The sequence below is a fragment of the uncultured Parabacteroides sp. genome, from assembly GCF_905196875.1.
Classification (GTDB): Bacteria; Bacteroidota; Bacteroidia; order Bacteroidales; family Tannerellaceae; genus Parabacteroides.
Map to the genome: position 1 here is coordinate 84,238 of NZ_CAJJWO010000009.1, position 18,621 is coordinate 102,858.

Annotated in this window: 13 protein-coding genes; 2 read left to right on the forward strand and 11 right to left on the reverse strand. The window is 42.2% G+C overall.

All coding sequences use genetic code 11. The features are described 5' to 3' along the window. Positions 1-8: 8 nt before the first annotated feature. The 9 genes from QZ076_RS05440 to QZ076_RS05480 all read right to left on the reverse strand — a co-directional run bounded on the left by QZ076_RS05440 (position 9) and on the right by QZ076_RS05480 (position 15,113). A complete protein-coding gene (locus QZ076_RS05440; RefSeq protein ID WP_293711017.1) occupies positions 9-1,709 on the reverse strand; it encodes a RagB/SusD family nutrient uptake outer membrane protein in 1,701 nt (566 codons plus the stop codon). A gap of 12 nt (positions 1,710-1,721) precedes the next feature. Beyond that, positions 1,722-5,033, reverse strand: coding sequence for a TonB-dependent receptor (locus QZ076_RS05445; RefSeq protein ID WP_293711019.1), 3,312 nt, complete (start codon positions 5,031-5,033; stop codon positions 1,722-1,724). Positions 5,034-5,245: 212 nt separating this feature from the next. Next, a complete protein-coding gene (locus QZ076_RS05450) occupies positions 5,246-6,232 on the reverse strand; it encodes a FecR domain-containing protein (protein WP_293711021.1) in 987 nt (328 codons plus the stop codon). A gap of 65 nt (positions 6,233-6,297) precedes the next feature. Then, complete coding sequence (locus tag QZ076_RS05455; protein ID WP_293711075.1) at positions 6,298-6,867, reverse strand: RNA polymerase sigma-70 factor; 570 nt, start codon at positions 6,865-6,867, stop codon at positions 6,298-6,300. A 76-nt stretch (positions 6,868-6,943) separates the two neighbouring features. Further along, entirely contained in the window at positions 6,944-8,476 is a 1,533-nt protein-coding gene (locus QZ076_RS05460; protein WP_293711023.1) for an arylsulfatase, read from the reverse strand. Between the two features lie 21 nt (positions 8,477-8,497). Next, entirely contained in the window at positions 8,498-10,009 is a 1,512-nt protein-coding gene (locus tag QZ076_RS05465; RefSeq protein WP_293711025.1) for a RagB/SusD family nutrient uptake outer membrane protein, read from the reverse strand. Positions 10,010-10,020: 11 nt separating this feature from the next. Beyond that, positions 10,021-13,314, reverse strand: a complete 3,294-nt coding sequence (locus tag QZ076_RS05470) for a TonB-dependent receptor (protein WP_293711027.1) — start codon at positions 13,312-13,314, stop codon at positions 10,021-10,023. A 181-nt stretch (positions 13,315-13,495) separates the two neighbouring features. After that, positions 13,496-14,488 (reverse strand): FecR family protein, encoded by a 993-nt coding sequence (locus QZ076_RS05475; RefSeq protein ID WP_293711029.1) that lies wholly within the window; start codon positions 14,486-14,488, stop codon positions 13,496-13,498. Positions 14,489-14,555: 67 nt separating this feature from the next. After that, positions 14,556-15,113 carry an RNA polymerase sigma-70 factor gene (locus QZ076_RS05480; RefSeq protein WP_293711031.1) on the reverse strand — a complete coding sequence of 186 codons (558 nt, stop codon included), beginning with the start codon at positions 15,111-15,113 and terminating at the stop codon, positions 14,556-14,558. 207 nt (positions 15,114-15,320) lie between these two features. On the opposite strand from QZ076_RS05480, the gene QZ076_RS05485 reads away from it, so the two are divergent. Then, complete coding sequence (locus QZ076_RS05485; protein WP_262497518.1) at positions 15,321-15,449, forward strand: hypothetical protein; 129 nt, start codon at positions 15,321-15,323, stop codon at positions 15,447-15,449. 12 nt (positions 15,450-15,461) lie between these two features. On the opposite strand, the gene QZ076_RS05490 is transcribed toward QZ076_RS05485, so the two are convergent. Both QZ076_RS05490 and QZ076_RS05495 read right to left on the reverse strand, forming a co-directional pair. Then, on the reverse strand, positions 15,462-15,668 hold the full coding sequence (locus QZ076_RS05490; protein ID WP_293711033.1) for a hypothetical protein: 207 nt from the start codon (positions 15,666-15,668) through the stop codon (positions 15,462-15,464). A gap of 63 nt (positions 15,669-15,731) precedes the next feature. Continuing rightward, on the reverse strand, positions 15,732-16,616 hold the full coding sequence (locus tag QZ076_RS05495) for an ion transporter (RefSeq protein WP_293711034.1): 885 nt from the start codon (positions 16,614-16,616) through the stop codon (positions 15,732-15,734). 74 nt (positions 16,617-16,690) lie between these two features. Between QZ076_RS05495 and QZ076_RS05500 the strand changes: the two genes are divergently transcribed. Next, positions 16,691-18,403, forward strand: coding sequence for a right-handed parallel beta-helix repeat-containing protein (locus QZ076_RS05500; protein ID WP_293711035.1), 1,713 nt, complete (start codon positions 16,691-16,693; stop codon positions 18,401-18,403). Positions 18,404-18,621 lie beyond the last annotated feature (218 nt).

Below are 18,621 nucleotides of genomic sequence, written 5' to 3' on the forward strand. Positions count from 1 at the left end.
ATCACTTATTAATATCCAGGATTCTGTTTGATTTCAGCAAATATATTCCGCTCTATTTCAGAGAATGGTATCGGCCATAAATTATGGAAATCAGAAATAGATGGTCCCGATTTGGGATTATATTTCCGATTTCTGTCAACTAATCTACCCATACGACATAAAGTAACCATACGCATTTCTTCTACATACAATTCACGCAAACGTTCATCCAGAATATAATCGATATCCATTTCCGAAGCTTTTGCCGGTTCGGCGTTCGCCCTTGCACGAATCACATTAATATCAGCAACAGCTTTTTCTTTATCGCCTTTACCGACATATGCTTCAGCACGCAACAAATAAGTTTCTGCCAGACGATACATATATTCATCTTTATAAGAACTGTTTGCATTATTTATCAATAGGTGTTCTCCAAATTCAGTCATAAGAGGTTCACCATTTGAATTCTTCTGATACAAATCTTCCGGGAAATTATTCATACGGGCAACCTTTGTCAAAAACGGAAACCATTGACGAATAGGATCTACTTGTTTGGAATACCCATCTTTTACTAACCATTTACCAAAAGCGGGAGATGCAGGATTATCAATTCTCACATCACGCATAATGTTATACGAAGAATTTCTGATATCATTTTCCGAACCTTTCCACAAATCTCCAAAAAAGAAATCAGTTGGTTGCATCCAACCAACACCACGTCCCCCTTTTCCATCGGTTACGCCTAAAAAAGCGTTAGTCGTTATCTCTTTCCCGGTTTCATCTTTTTCCGTAACCTGAAGATTCTGATAAAATGGAAGGACAACCCAAGGCATATTATAATCTGTGTTTGATGCCGGATTTTGATAATCATATTGAATAACCCACAAACTTTCCGTGTTTCCACTACTTCTGTTCTGATTATCCAATCGGAACAAATCCCAATATACATCCCCTTCTTCATCTTTACGTGAGCCAAAACGAGAAGTCATCAATCCCATTGCCGGATAATCGATCACACGAGTAGCCGCACTGATCGCCTGGTCATATTGTCCAAGACTGATATAAATTTCAGATAACAGATGTTCTGCCATCTGCTTGCTTATTTTTCCGTCTTTTACCTTATCGATGTTATCCAACAACGTTTCTGCATCTTCCAGATCCTTTCTAATCTGATCATACACATCTTCACGGGTTGCTCTCACATAATCGCGGCGCGGTGTCTCAACCTCTTCCAATACCAATGGAACTCCTCCATACAGATTTGCTAAAATCTTATAAGCATACGCTCTAAAGAAAAGTGTTTCTCCACGGAAAGAACTCTTATCACTATCCGTAATAGATTTACTCTGATCCAACCGGTTCAATATCACATTCGCATTTGATACGATCGTATAACACGTCTTCCATATCTCCAACGGAACGGAATAAGTCGGAACCATTACATTCGTATAATCATTCAACTTTGCAGGTTTGTAATAGTCGGTTGCATTAAATGCAAAATCCGTTGCATAACGCAAAGCAAAACGTGCTTCCGTGTTGGTTCCCCACTGTAAATATCTGGTCCTGTTATAAAGATAATTAATAGACGCCTGAAAATGGGCAGATGTTTCCATTGAATTTTCAGGAGAATAAAAATCAAGTGGCTTTTCTTCCAGGAATTTACTTTCATCACATGATACACAAAGCGCACATGCCATCAAAAACAATATACTATATTTTAATGATTTCATATTCATAGATTATTAAAATTCAAGATTAAGACCAACAGAATAACTTCTCATTACAGGATATTTGGAAGAGTCAAGTCCGGCTCCAGTTTCAGGATCCCAACCATCCCAGTCTGTGAAGGTCAGCAAGTTTTTCCCTGAAACATAAGCTTTCAAGCGGTTTACATTGAACTTCTTCAACCAGCTGGCTGGTACATTGTAAGATATGGTGACATCCTGCAAGCGAACAAAGTTACGTTGAACATACGGGGAGAAAGTATATCCTCCTAATGCTTGAGAAAAATACCCCAACTGACGATAGCGGGCATCTGGATTTTCCGGAGTCCAGTAATCAAAATTAAACAGGTTATTCTGATAAATATTATCCGGATTAGGAACAGAGCTGGCTGGCTGACCATAATAATATTTCTTACCTCCTTGTACGGAGTTGATAAAGACTTTCAGTTCCCAGTTTTTATATCTGAATGAGTTTTGGATACTGAAACGATAAGCAGGATCCTCATAACCGATAATTTTACGGTCCTGATCAGCCGTATATTTACCATCGTTATTCACATCCTCAACTTTATATGTACCATACTCAAAACCTTCCGGGATCAGACCATTGTGCTTATCTGCCAATTGCCACATACCAATGATATTATAATCGTATTTCACACCATACGGTTTTCCTATGAATATTTTATTGGCAACCAAGTCATCTTCTTTTCCGTCGCCATCGGCATCGATCCCCAAAATACTTACCACCTTATTTCTGTTGCGTGAAAAATTAAATGTTACATCCCAACTGAAATCTTTAGTTTGTACCGGTACACCTGTTACAGAAAACTCGACACCATGGTTCTTCAACTTTCCAATATTGGTAGGAATCTTTTCCAAACCATTTATTTGCGGAATATCAATATTGAACAATAAGTTATTTGTCTGCGAAACATAATAATCGACATTACCGAAAACACGTCCGTTCAAAGCACTAAAATCGACTCCCATATTGAAAGTATTGGTTGTTTCCCACTTCAAATCGGCATTCGACAAAGCAGTAATCCATTGCATCTGTTCTGCACTGGCACCATCTCCGAATAAATATCCGGCATCGTAAGTAACATCACCTATTTTGACCGATCCGGCCCCTGATCCCAATTGGGCTAGTGTCTGATAGCGTCCCACTGTCCTGTTACCATTCGAACCGTAAGACAGACGTAATTTCAGATTTTCCATCCAATCGACTCTATCCTTGAAGAAATCCTCTTCACTGATTCTCCAGGCAAAAGCCCCCGAAGGGAATACCCCGAACTTATGGTCTTTTCCAAAGCCGGAAAAACCGTCACGACGAACTGTCCCTGTAAAAATATAACGATCATTGAAAGAATAAATAGCACGTAACATGGTATACAAACTCGATTCTTGCCAGGCACCGGATTGTGCTGTTTGTAAATCCGACTGACCGGCCTGCAGTTTGTTGTATCCTAAAATACCGTTCGAGAAATTAACAGCTCCTGCTTTTGTTTCCTCATATTGCCTTTTTTCAACACCGTATACGAAAGTGGCATTAATGGCATGGTTACCAAATGTACGCTTATAAGATACGATATTATCTACCGTCCAGTTATACTGGCTAGTGTTCTTTTTGGAGGCAGAACCCGTATAGTTTTGTCCTAACGCATTGTAATTATACTCTTTCCCTTCAATCAGATTTTGAGAAAAATTCATACGATAGTTTAATCCTTTCACAAAAGGAATATCAACATCCGCATAGAAGTTACCAAACAAATTATAACGCTTGTTTACATCATCCTGCTGGATCTGGAGTAAGGGGTTAGTTGTATTTTTATAAGGTTCTTTGATATATTCGCCATTCTCATCCATGACAGCGACAATCGGCGGCAACCCTACTACCGTTTCCAAAGACGGAGCCGTACCGGAATAATCGCTGACCGTAAAGAAAGACTGTACACCGACTTTCAACCAATCCGTGATCTTGGTATCCATGTTTACTCTGACGTTATAACGCCTATAAGTATCATTGATAATCAGGTTCTGTTGATCCGTATATCCCATGGAAAAATAATAACTGCTCAATTCGTTTTTCCCTCTCACACTCAGATTATGGTTCTGGATATACGGCATTTCTTTTGTCAGCAATCCCCACCAATCGGTTTCCGTTCCGTTCGTATAACCTGCCAATGTATTACCATCCATCAAATGTTTCGTGACGTCCCAGTTGGGGTTTGCAGAAAGCATATCATCGCCGGTTCTGCTCTCTTCCAGAAAACGGTCGGCGATTTTCCGCAAAAAACCGTCGCGTCCTTCCGGGAACATGTCTTTATTTGTCGGTTGCTGATAAGAGAAAGAACCACTATACTCAATAGTCGGCTTACTCATCACCTTACCAGTCTTTGAAGTAATAAGGATTACACCGTTACTGGCTTCCGAACCGTAAATGGCCGCAGCACTGGCATCTTTCAATACATCGATGGATTCTACATCATTCATATTGATATCAACCATATTTCCACGGAATATGATACCATCCAATACGATCAGCGGAGAGTTTCCTCCGCTGATGGACGTACGTCCGCGGATCGACATATCCGGATCTTTACCAGCCTCTGTGACCGCACCCACATTTAGTCCCGGAACAACTCCTTGCAAAGCGGACCCCAAACTGATATTGGGAGATTCCTGTAAAGTTCCTAAGTCTGCGCGCACAACCGAACCGGCCAAATCACTTTTTTTGGCGGTACCATAACCGACAACCACAACCTCATCCAGGGCCTGCATATCGTCTACCAGTTTAACATCGACAATCGACTTACCCTTCACGCTTACACTTTGGCTCAGATAACCGATAAAAGAGAATTGAATAGTCGCATTTTCGTCGACTTCAAGGGAATAGCGACCGTCTATATCAGTAATAATACCATTCGTTGTTCCTGTTTCCACCACATTGGCTCCAATGATCGGCTCACCTTTTGCGTCAGTCACAATCCCAGTCACTTTCTTTTTACCAAGTTCTTCTCTCGCCTGTTTTTTTGAAAGAGTGATGTAATTGCTGGCAAACACGTAATTAATGTTTGCATTCCGGCACATTTCTTCCAACAGATCAGTCACTTTGGCGGAAGTCTTCTTAAAAGAGATGATTTTATCGACATCCACATCCTGGTTACGAAAAACAACCAGATAATCGGTCTGGGACTCGATCTCTTTTATCAACTGCTTAACAGAAATATTATTCTGTTCAATCTTGACAACCGCGTTTTGTGCATCCATATCAGTCGCCATCAACTGACACACACAAACGAATAAAAGGAATAGTGATATTCTCATAATCCTAAAAATTTCTTTAATGCTGTTATTATGCACAGCAAAATACTGTAACAAAGTTTTTCTTTTCATACATTTGTTCAATGTTTAAAGTGAATACTAAATTTTACGACTTGTGTTTGCTTTACATCGGCGGCAGTTGTTGGTAGCTTCTGCCGCTTTTGTTTTCTACTGGTGTTTTTTCTTCATAAGCATCTCTTTTTTAGTTTAACATGTTATTTATTCAAGGTTATAATATTTCTCTCTTTATCTTTTTCCACTTTGAATTTACGGATCTGCTGTAATACACGGAATACATCATCCAGACTGTCACGCTGTCTGAATTTACCTGTATAGGTTTCATTAAACAGGGAGGTATCTTTAACTAAGATCCTGACATCATAATATAATTCCATTTTCTTGAGGATGTCTATCAAGGGTTCATTTTCAAAAGCATAGATACCTTCACGCCATAAAAAATGATCACTCAGGCTAATAGGTGCTACAATCATTTTCCCCAGAGAAACAGTTACCTGCTGATCTGGTTTCAGAGTAATTCCTTCATTTTCTTTTTCAGGAAAAAATACCCTGACAGAACCCTCTAACAAAGAAGTCCGCAGATACCCGGCATCCGGATAGCAAAAGACATTGAACTGTGTCCCCAACACTTTCATATCCACCTCCTGTGTCGAGACGATAAATGGTTTTGATGGATCCTTCGCCACATTAAAAAATGCTTCTCCTTCAACAGTCACTCGTCTTTCTGCTCCTTTAAACTGTGCAGGATAAGTAAGTTTCGACTTCGCGTTCAACCAAACCTCCGTTCCATCCTGCAAAACAAGCTGTGCACGTTGTCCGGCTGGTGTATACAATGTATTCATTACGTTGTCTGACAAATCCTGCTGTCCCAGATTCTGAGTATACAAAAATGTCAATATACTTGAAGATGCCACTAATACTACGATAACTGCAGCATAACTTATCCGGCGCAACCACAATTGCCTGGCGACACCCTGTTCTTTCCGGGAAAGAAACTGATCGAATTTATATTTGCCGGTTTTCCTGTTCTCTACCTGATGTCCCAGATTCAACAACGCATACAGATTTTGATATTCGGCAAATTCTTTTCTCAATGTATCATTCACCTCCACATCATGCAACAAGGATAAACGTTCCTCACGGGAAAGTTCGTCATAAAAGTATTTATGTATTCGTTCGTCCATATTTTCCGTTTTGTATTAAGTAAACGGATGGAGAGAAGAAAACCCCCAAAGGTGAAATTATTTTTTTAGTTATTCAAAAGAAATAAAAGAAGAGGTAAGTAATCTTTCAGTTCGGCCTTTATCTTTTTATATGCTATATTCATTTGGTTTTCAACCGTTTTAAGGGATATATTCAGTTCTAAAGCAATCTCTTTTTGTTTTTTCCCTTCTATTTTGCTTTTAATAAAAATTTCCCGACATTTCTCAGGTAGTGATTCTATTATATCAGTAACAATTCTTTCTATGTCCTGATCTGAAAAAATAGATTGTTCAAATAATTCCAAAGAGGCCAACTTCGCCCTTAAAGTCATCTGATACTCTTCGCGCATTTGGTCAGCAGCTTCCTGTACCACCACCCGATGCCGCAAATGATCGACACATCTGTTTTTAATAGAAGTGAACAGAAAAGCTACCAGATTTATATTGTAAGTAAGTAATTCTTTCTTTTCCCATAGCTCTGTAAATACATCCTGCACAATATTTTCGGCATCTTCTTCGGATAATACATATTCCAAAGCAAAATACTTCATTCTGGAGAAATATGAAACATATATTTCCTCAAAACTATAAGGTATCATCCTCTTTTCTGTTAACATCTTCCTCTTCCTGATAAATAAAATCCCGGAAAACAAAAGTAACTGTTTTCCGGGATTTTCCAAGGATTCAAAATATTTATTCTTCCATCCAGCTTAACTGCTTCCAAACCTCAGGTCCATCATTCTTCTGAGGAGCGCCCGGAGTGCTACGGCCGTCTTTAACGTATTTTATCATCAGGTCTTTCAGTTCTTTTACTATCTCCGGATGTTCGGCGTAGACGTTGTTGGTTTCTGCCGGATCGTCCTTCATGTTAAATAACTGGACAAGTGGTAGTGTCTTGATCACCTCGGCATCTTTACCCGGACGAGGGAAACTCCATCCGCCGGAACTGGGAGACAACAACAATTTCCATTCACCCTTACGGATCGTGAAATCGCCGTTTATGGAATGATGAACAGTCGCTTCACGGATCGTACTGCTCTCCTTTTCATTCAATAATAATGGCAGGATGTTATAGCTGTCCTCCCCCTCCGTCTCCTTCAACTGATAACCGGCAACGGCGGCGAAGGTGGCAAAGAAGTCCGTCAGACACACCGTCTGATTCACAATATGAGGTTTTATCCTGGCAGGCCATCTTACTACACAGGGAATACGGTGTCCTCCATCGAACAAGTCGGCCTTATGCCCGCGATAAATATAACTCGGATAATGCCCTTTTGCCTGAAGCTCATCGAATTTGGCCTCCGGACTACAACCATTATCCGTACTAAAAACGATGATCGTGTTATCTTCAACACCTGCATCTTTCAACGCTTTCATCACCTTTCCGACCATATCGTCCACCATCAGGACAAAATCACCGTAAGGATTCAGACCGGATTTACCCTGATATTCCTTGATCGGAAGGATCGGGGTATGCGGAGCCGGCAGCGGAAGATATAAATAGAAAGGCTTGTCTTCCTTCGACTTCTCATGAATATAATCCACTGCCTTACCGATCAGATGGGGAAGCGTCTGTTCATGGTCGAAATCCGCACCTGTCGGTCCTTTGCGCCACCAGCTAAATGCATCCTTATTCACCGTTTCACGATCCGGCAAAGCGGTTACTTTATCATTTTCCACATATACATAAGGAGCCATATCCAGGGAAGCCGAGATCCCGTAATAGTAGTCGAAGCCACGCGTAGTCGGACCATTGGTGATCGGTTTACTGAAGTCCACACTATCCGGACCTGCGTCGATATTGTTCCAGTCCCATCCCAGATGCCACTTACCGATAGCGGCAGTCTGGTAGCCGCATTCACCCAAAACATTCGCAATTGTTCTCCGCCCCTGTGGGATAAGTGCTTTGTCATACCCGTAAAGCACACCCGATTTCAGGTCGGACCGCCAGTTATAACGGCCTGTCAATACACTATACCGGGACGGGGTACTGACCGACGAACTGGAATGGGCATCCGTAAATATCACCCCTTCATTGGCAATCCGGTCGATATTCGTTGTTTTCAGTTTCGAATTCTCATTCAATGCAGACACATCCCCATAGCCCATATCATCGGCAAAGATGAAAACGATATTGGGTTTCTCAGGCTCTTGTGCTTGTTGGGCACAACCGGCACATAACACCGAAAGCCCTCCAAGCGATAATAACACATTTTTTCTTTTCATGGTATAATAAGTTTATATTTATCATTTGTATCCCGGGTTCTGCTCTCCGAGTTTCGCATTATTTACAAACTCAGTAGACGGCACCGGATATAAATAATAAGGTTTATTCGTTATCGGATGAGTGATCATCTTGCTCTGTGGAAATTTCAATCCCAGATAATCCAGCTGGGGTTGCATAACCGACTGCAAGACACCCAACCTGTTTAGATCGAAATAACGCTTACACTCAAAAGCCAGTTCAATACGCCGTTCTTTCATAATATAGTCCCTGAAAGACTTCTGGTTGGTAACATCCGATCCCTTCAGATCTTCCAGACCGGCTTGTTTCCGTATCTGATTGACCAATGAAAAAGCCTCACCGCCGGCAACATATCCTTTTTCATTCAATGCCTCTGCTTTCGCTAATAGGATCTCGGCATATCGGATCAGAGGGAAGTTCCAGATACTTTTACCTACCGGGTCGGTCGTATTATAATACTTGTTTACATAATACAAACTTCCATCCGGCTGCGATGCATCCACAAAGTTAGCTAAACCATACGTATCCATAATCACACTTTTACGGTTATCTTCCGGTCTATCGTCAAAGAGCTGCACAAAACCGTCACCGGAAGAAGGACCTCCACCCTTACCGTTTAGCCTGTCATCCGTCGGCAAAATAAGGGCACTCCCACTGGGGAAAGAAGTCGGAGAATAAAAAGTACTCAGTGAAGAGGTCGTCGCAGAGGTAACACCTCCATACTGTACCTCCAGAAATGACTGGGAACCATTTTCTGCCGTTCCATTGAAATTTTTCACATAATCGATCAGGGCGCCTTTTCCTATCACCTTATCGGCAGCCTCCACCACCTTATCCCATTGTTCTATTTCAAGATACACCAAAGCTTTCAATGCATTGGCCGAATAGACCGTCGGACGACCGGCTTCCGCCCCCGTTTCTCCCGAATAAGCAGACGGCAAAAGACGTTCCGCTTCATCAAGATCTTTCTCGATCTGGTTATATACATCTTGTATGGAAGCTCTCGGCACCTGGGCATCTTCCAGAAAAACTACCTGATGTTCCAGAATGGGAACGCCACCAAACAGACGGACCAGATTAAAATAATAATAAGCTCTCATAAATTTCGCTTGTCCCTCAAAATGCTGCCGTTGCTGGTCCGATTTATAATTTGTCACCTTCTCCAGATTGTCCAGCACCACATTAGCACGACCTATCCCCATATAATGTTGTTTCCAGACTGTTGCAGCAAAAGAGAAATCCTGTTCAACGATAAAAAGGTCTGTCTCCAGTTCATTCCTCCAGGTCCATCCATCGTCACAAGCCAGGTCTGTCATGCGTTGCATTGTTCCACTGAACAAAGACTGCAAAGGTTGATAAATACCATTCACAGCTGTCAACATACCTTGTTCCGTACTTATAAGCTGTTGCAATTCTGTAGAACCTTTCATCTTTGGCTCCAGAAAGTCCGAGCATCCCGCAAGCAGCAGGATCGATCCCGAAATAAATATTTTATACATTAGTTTTCTCAACATAGCAGTAAATTTTAAAAGGATATTTGTAATGAGAATGAATAGAAACGGGTAGAAGGATACGGAGTATAATCGATACCACCGGACAGCAAGCTCGTCGTACTGGATGCTTCCGGATCCAATCCGGTATACTTGGTAAAAGTAACCAAGTTAGCACCGTTCACCGACACCGTCGCATCACTGATATTCAACTTCGTCAGTAATGTTTTAGGAAGCGCGTACGAGAGTGATACGTTTTTCAGCCTCAGATACTTTCCGTCTTCCAGATAATTCGTAGACACACGGGTTGCCAGGAATGTGGTATTTCCTCCCTGTGACGGACGAGGTATCGTATTCGAAGGATTGTTTTCCGTCCAGAAATCCGATATCTCCGCCAATTGCTGATTGAACGGGACAGCTCTCGCATTCAGGTTTCGCATAGCATGATAAATCTTGTTACCTCCCGCAAAATTAAAAAATACGCTCAGAGAGAACGGACCATACGAGAACGTGTTCGTGAAACCTCCGAAATAGGTAGGCAGAGGAGATCCGACAAAATCCTTATCTCCCGTATCGAGCGATTTGCTGTTATTCCGGTCCACAAACTTAGGATCACCGGGTACGGCACCAAACAAAGCAGCTTCATCCGCCTCATTCTTCTGCCAGATGCCATCAAACTGATACATGTAAAAAGCACCGACCGGATGTCCCTCTTTGGTCAGGTTCGCAAAATCGTTCGGCAACGATATGTTCTCTCCCGGAATTTGCAGGGGTTCGCCCAGGGCATTCGTTCCGATATCGAGCACCTTGTTCTTATTAAAGCTGATATTGAAACTTGTTGTCCAGGAAAATTTCTTTGTTGAAATATTATTGGAATTAATACCGATTTCCACACCTCTGTTCTGCACAGATCCCAGGTTAACATAAGGATTTTCCGAAACTGCGGCAATATAAGGAACCGGAGTCTGAATAAGTAAATCTTTCGATCGCTTATCATAGTAATCGAGAACCAGAGACAATCTGCTGTCCAGGAAAGAAGCATCGATACCGACATTAAATTGCTGGGCCGACTCCCATTGCAATTTAGGATTACCCATATTTACAGAGGAGTTACCCACCACCATACTGTTACCCCAGATATAAGGGCTGGCACCGGCACGGGTCACATAGGCAAAATCTCCGATATTCTGATTTCCGGTCAATCCGTATCCGACACGCAGCTTCAGGTTGGAAAGAAAATCGACATTACGCAGAAAAGCTTCTTCCGACATTCTCCAGGCACCGGATATCGAGGGGAAAATACCATATCGTTTATCCGGCCCGAATTTCGAAGAACCGTCACGTCTAACTGTTCCTGTAAACAAATAACGGTCGTTAAAACTATAATTCAAGCGAACAAAAGTAGACGCTAAAGCAGATGTTACCGAAGTTCCTGTCGCCGTAAAGTTCGTCTGATTCGATAATTGATCCAAAGAATTATCGATAGTCCCCGTACCGGTCGTACTTGTCTTTTTATCTACATGCTGCTGTGCGGAGGCTCCGATCAAAGCACTCAATGAATGCTTCCGCCATTTTTTACTATACTGCAAGGTTGCCTCTGTCACCCAGTTGATCGTTTCCCTGGATGTATTGGTGGTACTGCCTTCCGTCCGGGTATATCGTCCGTACTGATACACGGGTAAATATTGATAGCCATTGATAAAACCGAGGTCCGTACCGGCATTAACCGTAAAAGTCAGTTCTTTCAAGATATTGTAATCGACCTTAATACTCCCCATCATTCTCGATGAACTTTCTTTATTGACATTCATCAACTGATTGATCAGCGGGTTGCTGTTCTCTCCGAAATAAGGGTCCGCAGCCGATGTTACAGCAAAGAAATCGCCAGTTTCATCATAAGCAGGTAAATAACTATGACTACTGATCAGGCGCTGATAAGCTCCACTACCCCAGGCGTCATTACTCAACTTATTCTGGCGCTGGTGTGCTCCGCTGATACTCGATGCGATCTTCACTTTTTCACCGATCGAAATGTCATTGTTCGCACGCAGGAAGAATTCATTCAGGTCGCTGTTCTTCATGGTCCCCAGTCTTCGTGAGAACGAACCGGATACCGCATATTTATTATTCTCGCTTCCTCCCTGTACGCTAAGGTTATAATTCTGCCTTACCCCTGTCCGGGTCCCCTCTTTCTGCCAGTCCGTATCTATCTGCCAAACCGGGTCATTTACATTTTCATATACTTCAGGATTTCTGTTGGTATTCTTAAATGCCTCGACAAACAATAAACGCTGCTGGTCGGTGGTCAATACTTCATACCGTTTAGCGATATTTTCAAATCCCAAATCCATACTGAAAGAAACGACAGGTTTCCCGCTCTGTCCGCGTTTCGTCGTGATAATAACAACACCATTAGAAGCACGCGAACCGTAAATAGCGGAAGCGGAAGCATCTTTCAATACATCGATGGAAACGACGTCTTTTGTATTCAATGTGGAAAGGTCGTCGTTAAAGAGCGGAACCCCGTCCACAATAAGCAGAGGATTATTACTACCGGTCACAGACCCCGTACCACGTACCGAGAACTGGAAACGTCCGGTCAGGTCACCGCCTGTTTCCTGTATCATGACCCCACTCAATTTTCCTTGCAACGAACCGGCCACCGAAGGAACCGAACGGCTCTGTATCTCACTAGCATTGATACTCGATACGGCCCCCGTCAAATCTTTCCTTCTCTGTGTTCCATAACCAACTACCACCACCTCTTCCAGATTCTGGGTGTCTTCTCTCAGTTGTACATTGATCACTTTCTGGTTATTCACCCTTATTTCCCGGGAAATATATCCGATATAAGAAACCTGCAAGATGGAATTAGGCTGTACGTCCAACGAATAACGTCCGTCCATATCAGAGATACAACCGTTTGTCGTCCCTTTTTCAATCACATTCACCCCGATCACTGGCTCTCCGTGTTCATCCGTGATCACTCCTGTCACAGTCAACGACTTTCCTGTATCTTTTGCATTTACTGAAATAACGATGTGATTATTTTTTACTACAAACGAGCAGCCCGTACCTTTTAGCAGGATATTCATCGTTTCTTCCAGGCTTTTCCCCTGAATAGAAGTACTGATCTTTTGATGAAGGTTTATTACAGACTCGTCATAATCGATCGACATGTCCGTCTGTTTCTCTATCTCAGCAAAAGCACTCTTCATAGTCAGGTTATTTCCCGACAGTGTAATTGTTTGTGCCCCTAGCGAAGTATATTGCGAAAAAAGGAGAAGAAAAAGTATTATTGCTACCTTGAATGAAGTAATATTCTTCATCCTTTGTATTTTCTGGTTTATTTCCATATCTTTGTAAATTAGATTTTTAAAGTTGAATATTACATTATTTCTCACCTGTTTCAGGTGACTTATTAATTGGTATTCTACGATTTCAAATCCGGGAAGCTCAGATTGGCGTCGTCTTCCCGGGTTCTTTTTTTCATATAGTTTCCTCCCGTTTTTAGTTAATGTATATTACGTTATCCTTCACCCTGTAATGCAATCCGTTCACCATCTCTTTCAGGATATCCAACACCTGGATCAAACCTTCATCCGGCCTGAACTTCATCGTGAAACTACGTTCTGCAAATTTATTCGTCTCATAATTGATCGTGACATCAAAACGACGCTCGATCGTCTTCACGATATGATCGAAAGAGGATCCCTGGAAAGTCAGATAACCATGTTTCCACTGTAAGACCCTGGCAGCATCGACTTCCTCCCTGGAGACAATACCAAACTGGCTGTTATATATAATCTGCTCATTCGGACACAAAATAATCGGTTTGTCGGAAGCCTGATCTGTCGTTACGCGCACTTTCCCTTCCTCCAGCGTTGCGATAGTCAGCTTAGAATCCGAATAGGCCTCCACATTAAAAAGAGTACCCAAAGCCTCCACTTCCATATGGCCGGTTTTTACAATAAACGGTTTATCCGGATCTTTAGCGACCTTAAAGCTGGCTTCCCCATTCAGGTAGATCGAACGCTTATTTCCTTCAAACCGTGCAGAATAGAGCAATAACGAACCTGAATTCAACCAAACTTCCGATCCGTCCGACAGGAAAATCTGTTTCCTCTCCCCATTCGGCACAAAACATTCCGTCCATTCGGGTTCGGTCATCCGGGGTTCACTCTGCATAACGAAATAAGCAGCTGCAGCTCCCAGCAGAGGCAACAGCAGGATCGCAGCGACACGAACGAATTGTCGAAACAATGTTCTTTTCACTACCGGTTTCGAAGCAGCATGAATACGCCGATGGAGCTTGGCCAGCTCCCGTTTGGTTTGTTCGTTGACTTCACCAGGCACCTTCTCCCAGATATCCAGCATAGCTTCCTCCTTCTCCTGTTGGCAGGTTCCACCAATGAACCATTCCCGAAAAGACAGCTGTATTGACTCCGGAAGATTATTCCCAAAGAATTTTGTTAGTAATGTATGTATGGTTTTATTCGCCATTTTATCCCGTGTTTATAATAAAGACGGGACAACGAAAGCGCACACACAGGCTAAAAAGATCTTTTTTTCAGAAAAGTAATAAAACGGCTCCGCGCAAAGCTTCCCGAAGATCAGCTAGGGCTTGTGTTATATGGTTTTCAACCGTACGTTTATTTATTTCTAACTGTTGGGAAATCTCATCGTTGGATAGCCCTTCTTTCCTGCTCATCTTAAAAATACGGCGTCGTTGCTCGGGCATTTGTTCTATGGCAATATCGATCAGGATCGACAGCTCTTTGGCATAAATATCTTCTTCAATCAAATCTATATACTCATTGGAAGACATTTGTTGTTTCTTCTCATACGACTCTTTTACCAGACTATGTTCATAATAATCGTAGATCATATTCCGGGCCATCCGGTACAGATAGGCTTTCAGGGAGCTTACTTTCGAAATATTTTCCCGGTTCGTCCAGACTTTAAAGAAGATATCCTGCGCCATATCGCATGCCTCTTCCTCATCCTTGATAAAACCTTTGAGAAAGTTCTTTACCCGCGGATGATACAGCATAAACAAGGCATCGAAGGATTTATGATCCCCCTGTCCCAGTTTTTTCATATACTCATATTCCCGATCTCCATCCATAGTACCGCAAATATAAACAATATTAGACCACAACAACTATTTTTCTTGTCACGGCAATATAATTATTCCATCACCCGATTCCTTAACATAACGTCCAATTACTATACATTTCTGTAATTATTTCACGGATAACCAAATTATTAGCATTCTTATGCCTATCTTTAGCAAGTAGTAACTATATCTATAAACCTAATACCTGAATAAAAGATGGATCAATACATAAAAACAATAATCAGTGTAGGCGGCAGTGCCATCATGCTGGTCATGATCGTCTGCGTAATATGGTACGTTATAAAAGACACGTTGAAAGACATAAACAGTAAATCAAAGGATTGATAAAAGCCGGGATCAATGCCTTAAAAAAGAAACAGATCTCTTTCTCTTTTTACTGAATACAGTGGAAAAAAGCAGCCAGAGCGAAACAGCCCAGGCAATCCCCAAAACGAGAATAAACAATGCCGGATCAGCTTCAATACGGTATAAGCTATATCCTCCGGCACAAAACATAATAGTAATAAGCAATGCTGCTACAATAGTGGCTAATAGTGTTTTCATATGCGCAAATATAAAAATATTCACGAAACGCGCTAGTTAAAACGATAAGAAAGTTGACCAATTTTATTTTGTATCATCCAGCTTTCCTCCACAATACTTACAGAATTTAGCTTCTTCTTCATGCCCTGTCCGGAAACAATGGGGACATTGCAGCAGACTACGCTTGCGATGTTCTTTCATCATCGTAGCCGAAACGATCCCCGTCGGAACGGCAATGATCGTATAACCGATCAGCATCACACAAGCCGAAATAAAGCGTCCGACAGGGGTAACAGGTGTTATATCTCCATAACCGACCGTTGTCATGGTAACGATCGCCCAATAGATACAATTGGGAATATTATTGAACTGGGTATCCGGCTGTGTACCCTCTATCATAAACATAATTGTTCCGATCGAAGTAACCAGGATAAGGACAAAAAAGAAAAACACAAAAATCTTCCGGCTGCTCAACCGCAGAGAAACCAGTAACAAATTCCCCTCTTCCAGAAAATTAAACAGCTTGAACACACGAAATACCCGAATCAAACGGAAAGTTCTTATAACTAACAGGTAACGCGCCCCTCTAAAGAAAAAGCCAAGATATAAAGGCAATGTAGCCAGTAAATCCACGATCCCGAAAAAGCTGAATATATATTTCTTCGGTTTAGGACTACAATAGATCCGCACCAGATATTCAAAAGTAAAGAAAGCAGTAAATACATATTCCAGTATCTGAAGGATCAGCTTGAAACGATCGGAAAAGGTCACGACACTCTCCAATATCACCACCAACACACTCGCAATGATAAATCCTATCAGAAAAACATCGAATAACTTTCCTTTAGGCGTATCTGATTCGAATATGATGATATACAACTTCTCCTTCAATTTCTTATTATGAAGAAAAGCATCGATACTGCTCCCTATCCTACCTAAAATGCCGGATTTGGTTCCTTCCTGTTCCATATATCTGAATTTCTTATTTGGAGATTTTTATACGAACTCCTATCTTTGTAACAATTCAATTAGACAAAAATACCATGAAAAAATCAATTCTTTTTACCATTTGTTCATTTTTTGTGCTTACTGCTACCGCACAAAACATCATTAAAGTAAGTCCCGAAAACGGGGATATGACTGCAAAACTTCAGGCCGCTGTAGAGAAAGCCCGGAGTTTTAACGGGAAAGCCGTCGTTATCGAATTGCAGAATGCAGACTATAACATTCATCGGGAAAGTTCGTCGCAGATACTTTACCACATCTCCAATACCGCCTCAGAAAAGGAGAACCTGGATCAGACCAAGCATATCGGGTTATGGCTGAAAGGACTGAAGAACGTAACGGTCGACGGAAAAGGCGCCCACCTCGTGACTCATGGTGAAATGACCAGCTTCGTGATCGACCAGTGCGAAAATATCACTTTACGCAACTTCACTGTAACAGCTGCCGACCCGACTGTCCCGGAACTGACAGTTACCGAAGTAGGAGAACACCACATGACCGTACGTATCCACCCCCGATCACGTTACCAGATCAAAGACGGTAAATTCTCCTTTGTCGGCGATAACTGGTCGCTATCCGGTGGAATCGCACAAAGCTACGACCCGGAAAAGGATATTACCTGGCGCAGCTGGTCACCTCTCGACGGACTTCGCAAAGCGATCGAACTCGAACCTCACCTGCTCCGTTTCGTTTACGATAAGGCACCACAAGCCCGGCCGGGATTGACTTTCCAGATGCGCGACGGCATTCGCGACCAGGCCTGCGGACTGATCCAGTTCAGCAAAAATGTAACATTGGAAAACTTACACCTGGATTTTCTGGGAAACTTCGGTATCGTCGGACAAATGTCTGAAAACATCACTTACCGCAATATGGCTTTCGAACCCGAAGCCGGTAGCGGACGGACCTGCGCCGGATTTGCCGATTTCGTACAGATGTCCGGTTGTAAAGGGAAGATCTCCATCGAGAATTCCCGTTTCTCCGGGGCACACGACGATCCGATTAACATACACGGTACCCATCTGGCCGTAACGGAGTTTCTTGCACCCAACCAGATTGTTGTGAAATATATGCACCATCAAACTTACGGCTTCCAGTCATTCCTGCCGGGCAATACGATCGAATTCATCGACCCGCATTCCCTGTTGTCCCTATCTTCCGCAAAAGTGAAAAAGGCGGAGATGAAAAATGAACGCGAAATCACGATCACCCTCGATAAACCGGTAACATCCAAGGTCAAAGAAACAGAAGGGCTTGTTATCGAAAATGTCACTTACACTCCCGAAGTAGAAATCCGAGGAAACTACTTTTCCCGTATTCCTACCCGTGGAATCCTGGTATCCACCCGCCGCAAAGTCATCATAGAAGACAACACTTTCTTCCGTATGCAGATGAGCGGTATCCTGATCGCCGACGATGCCCGAAGTTGGTTTGAGTCGGGCATGGCACGCGATGTGACTATCCGCAACAACGATTTTATCGAATGTGGTAGCCCGGTGATCTTTATCGCTCCCGAAAACGACCGTAACGAAGGCTACGTCCACCGCAATATCACCATCGATAACAATCGCTTCCGGTTAACAGGGACAGACGCTATCTCCGCCAAATCGGTCAATGGTTTACAAATTACAAACAACCTGTTCCTTACCCCGAAAGTTCTCAAGATCGAAGATCTCATAAAAACACAGGAATGCAAGGATGTTACAGAAAACGGAAATATCATAGAACCAATATCACGCCCCCGGCAATAACCAGCACATCCGAAAAAGGAAGGATAGATCTCTTATTATCAAACAGTAAGAGATCTGTCTTTGCATAAAAACCGTTCTCCCAAAACAAGTTTTTTTATTAAATAAACTAACACACCAATGCACAAACCTTGTTTTTCATGAATTATATTCTTTTTATTTGTTTATTTTAAAAAAAATAGAATTATATTTGAGCATGATAATTCTCAGTAACTAGTATT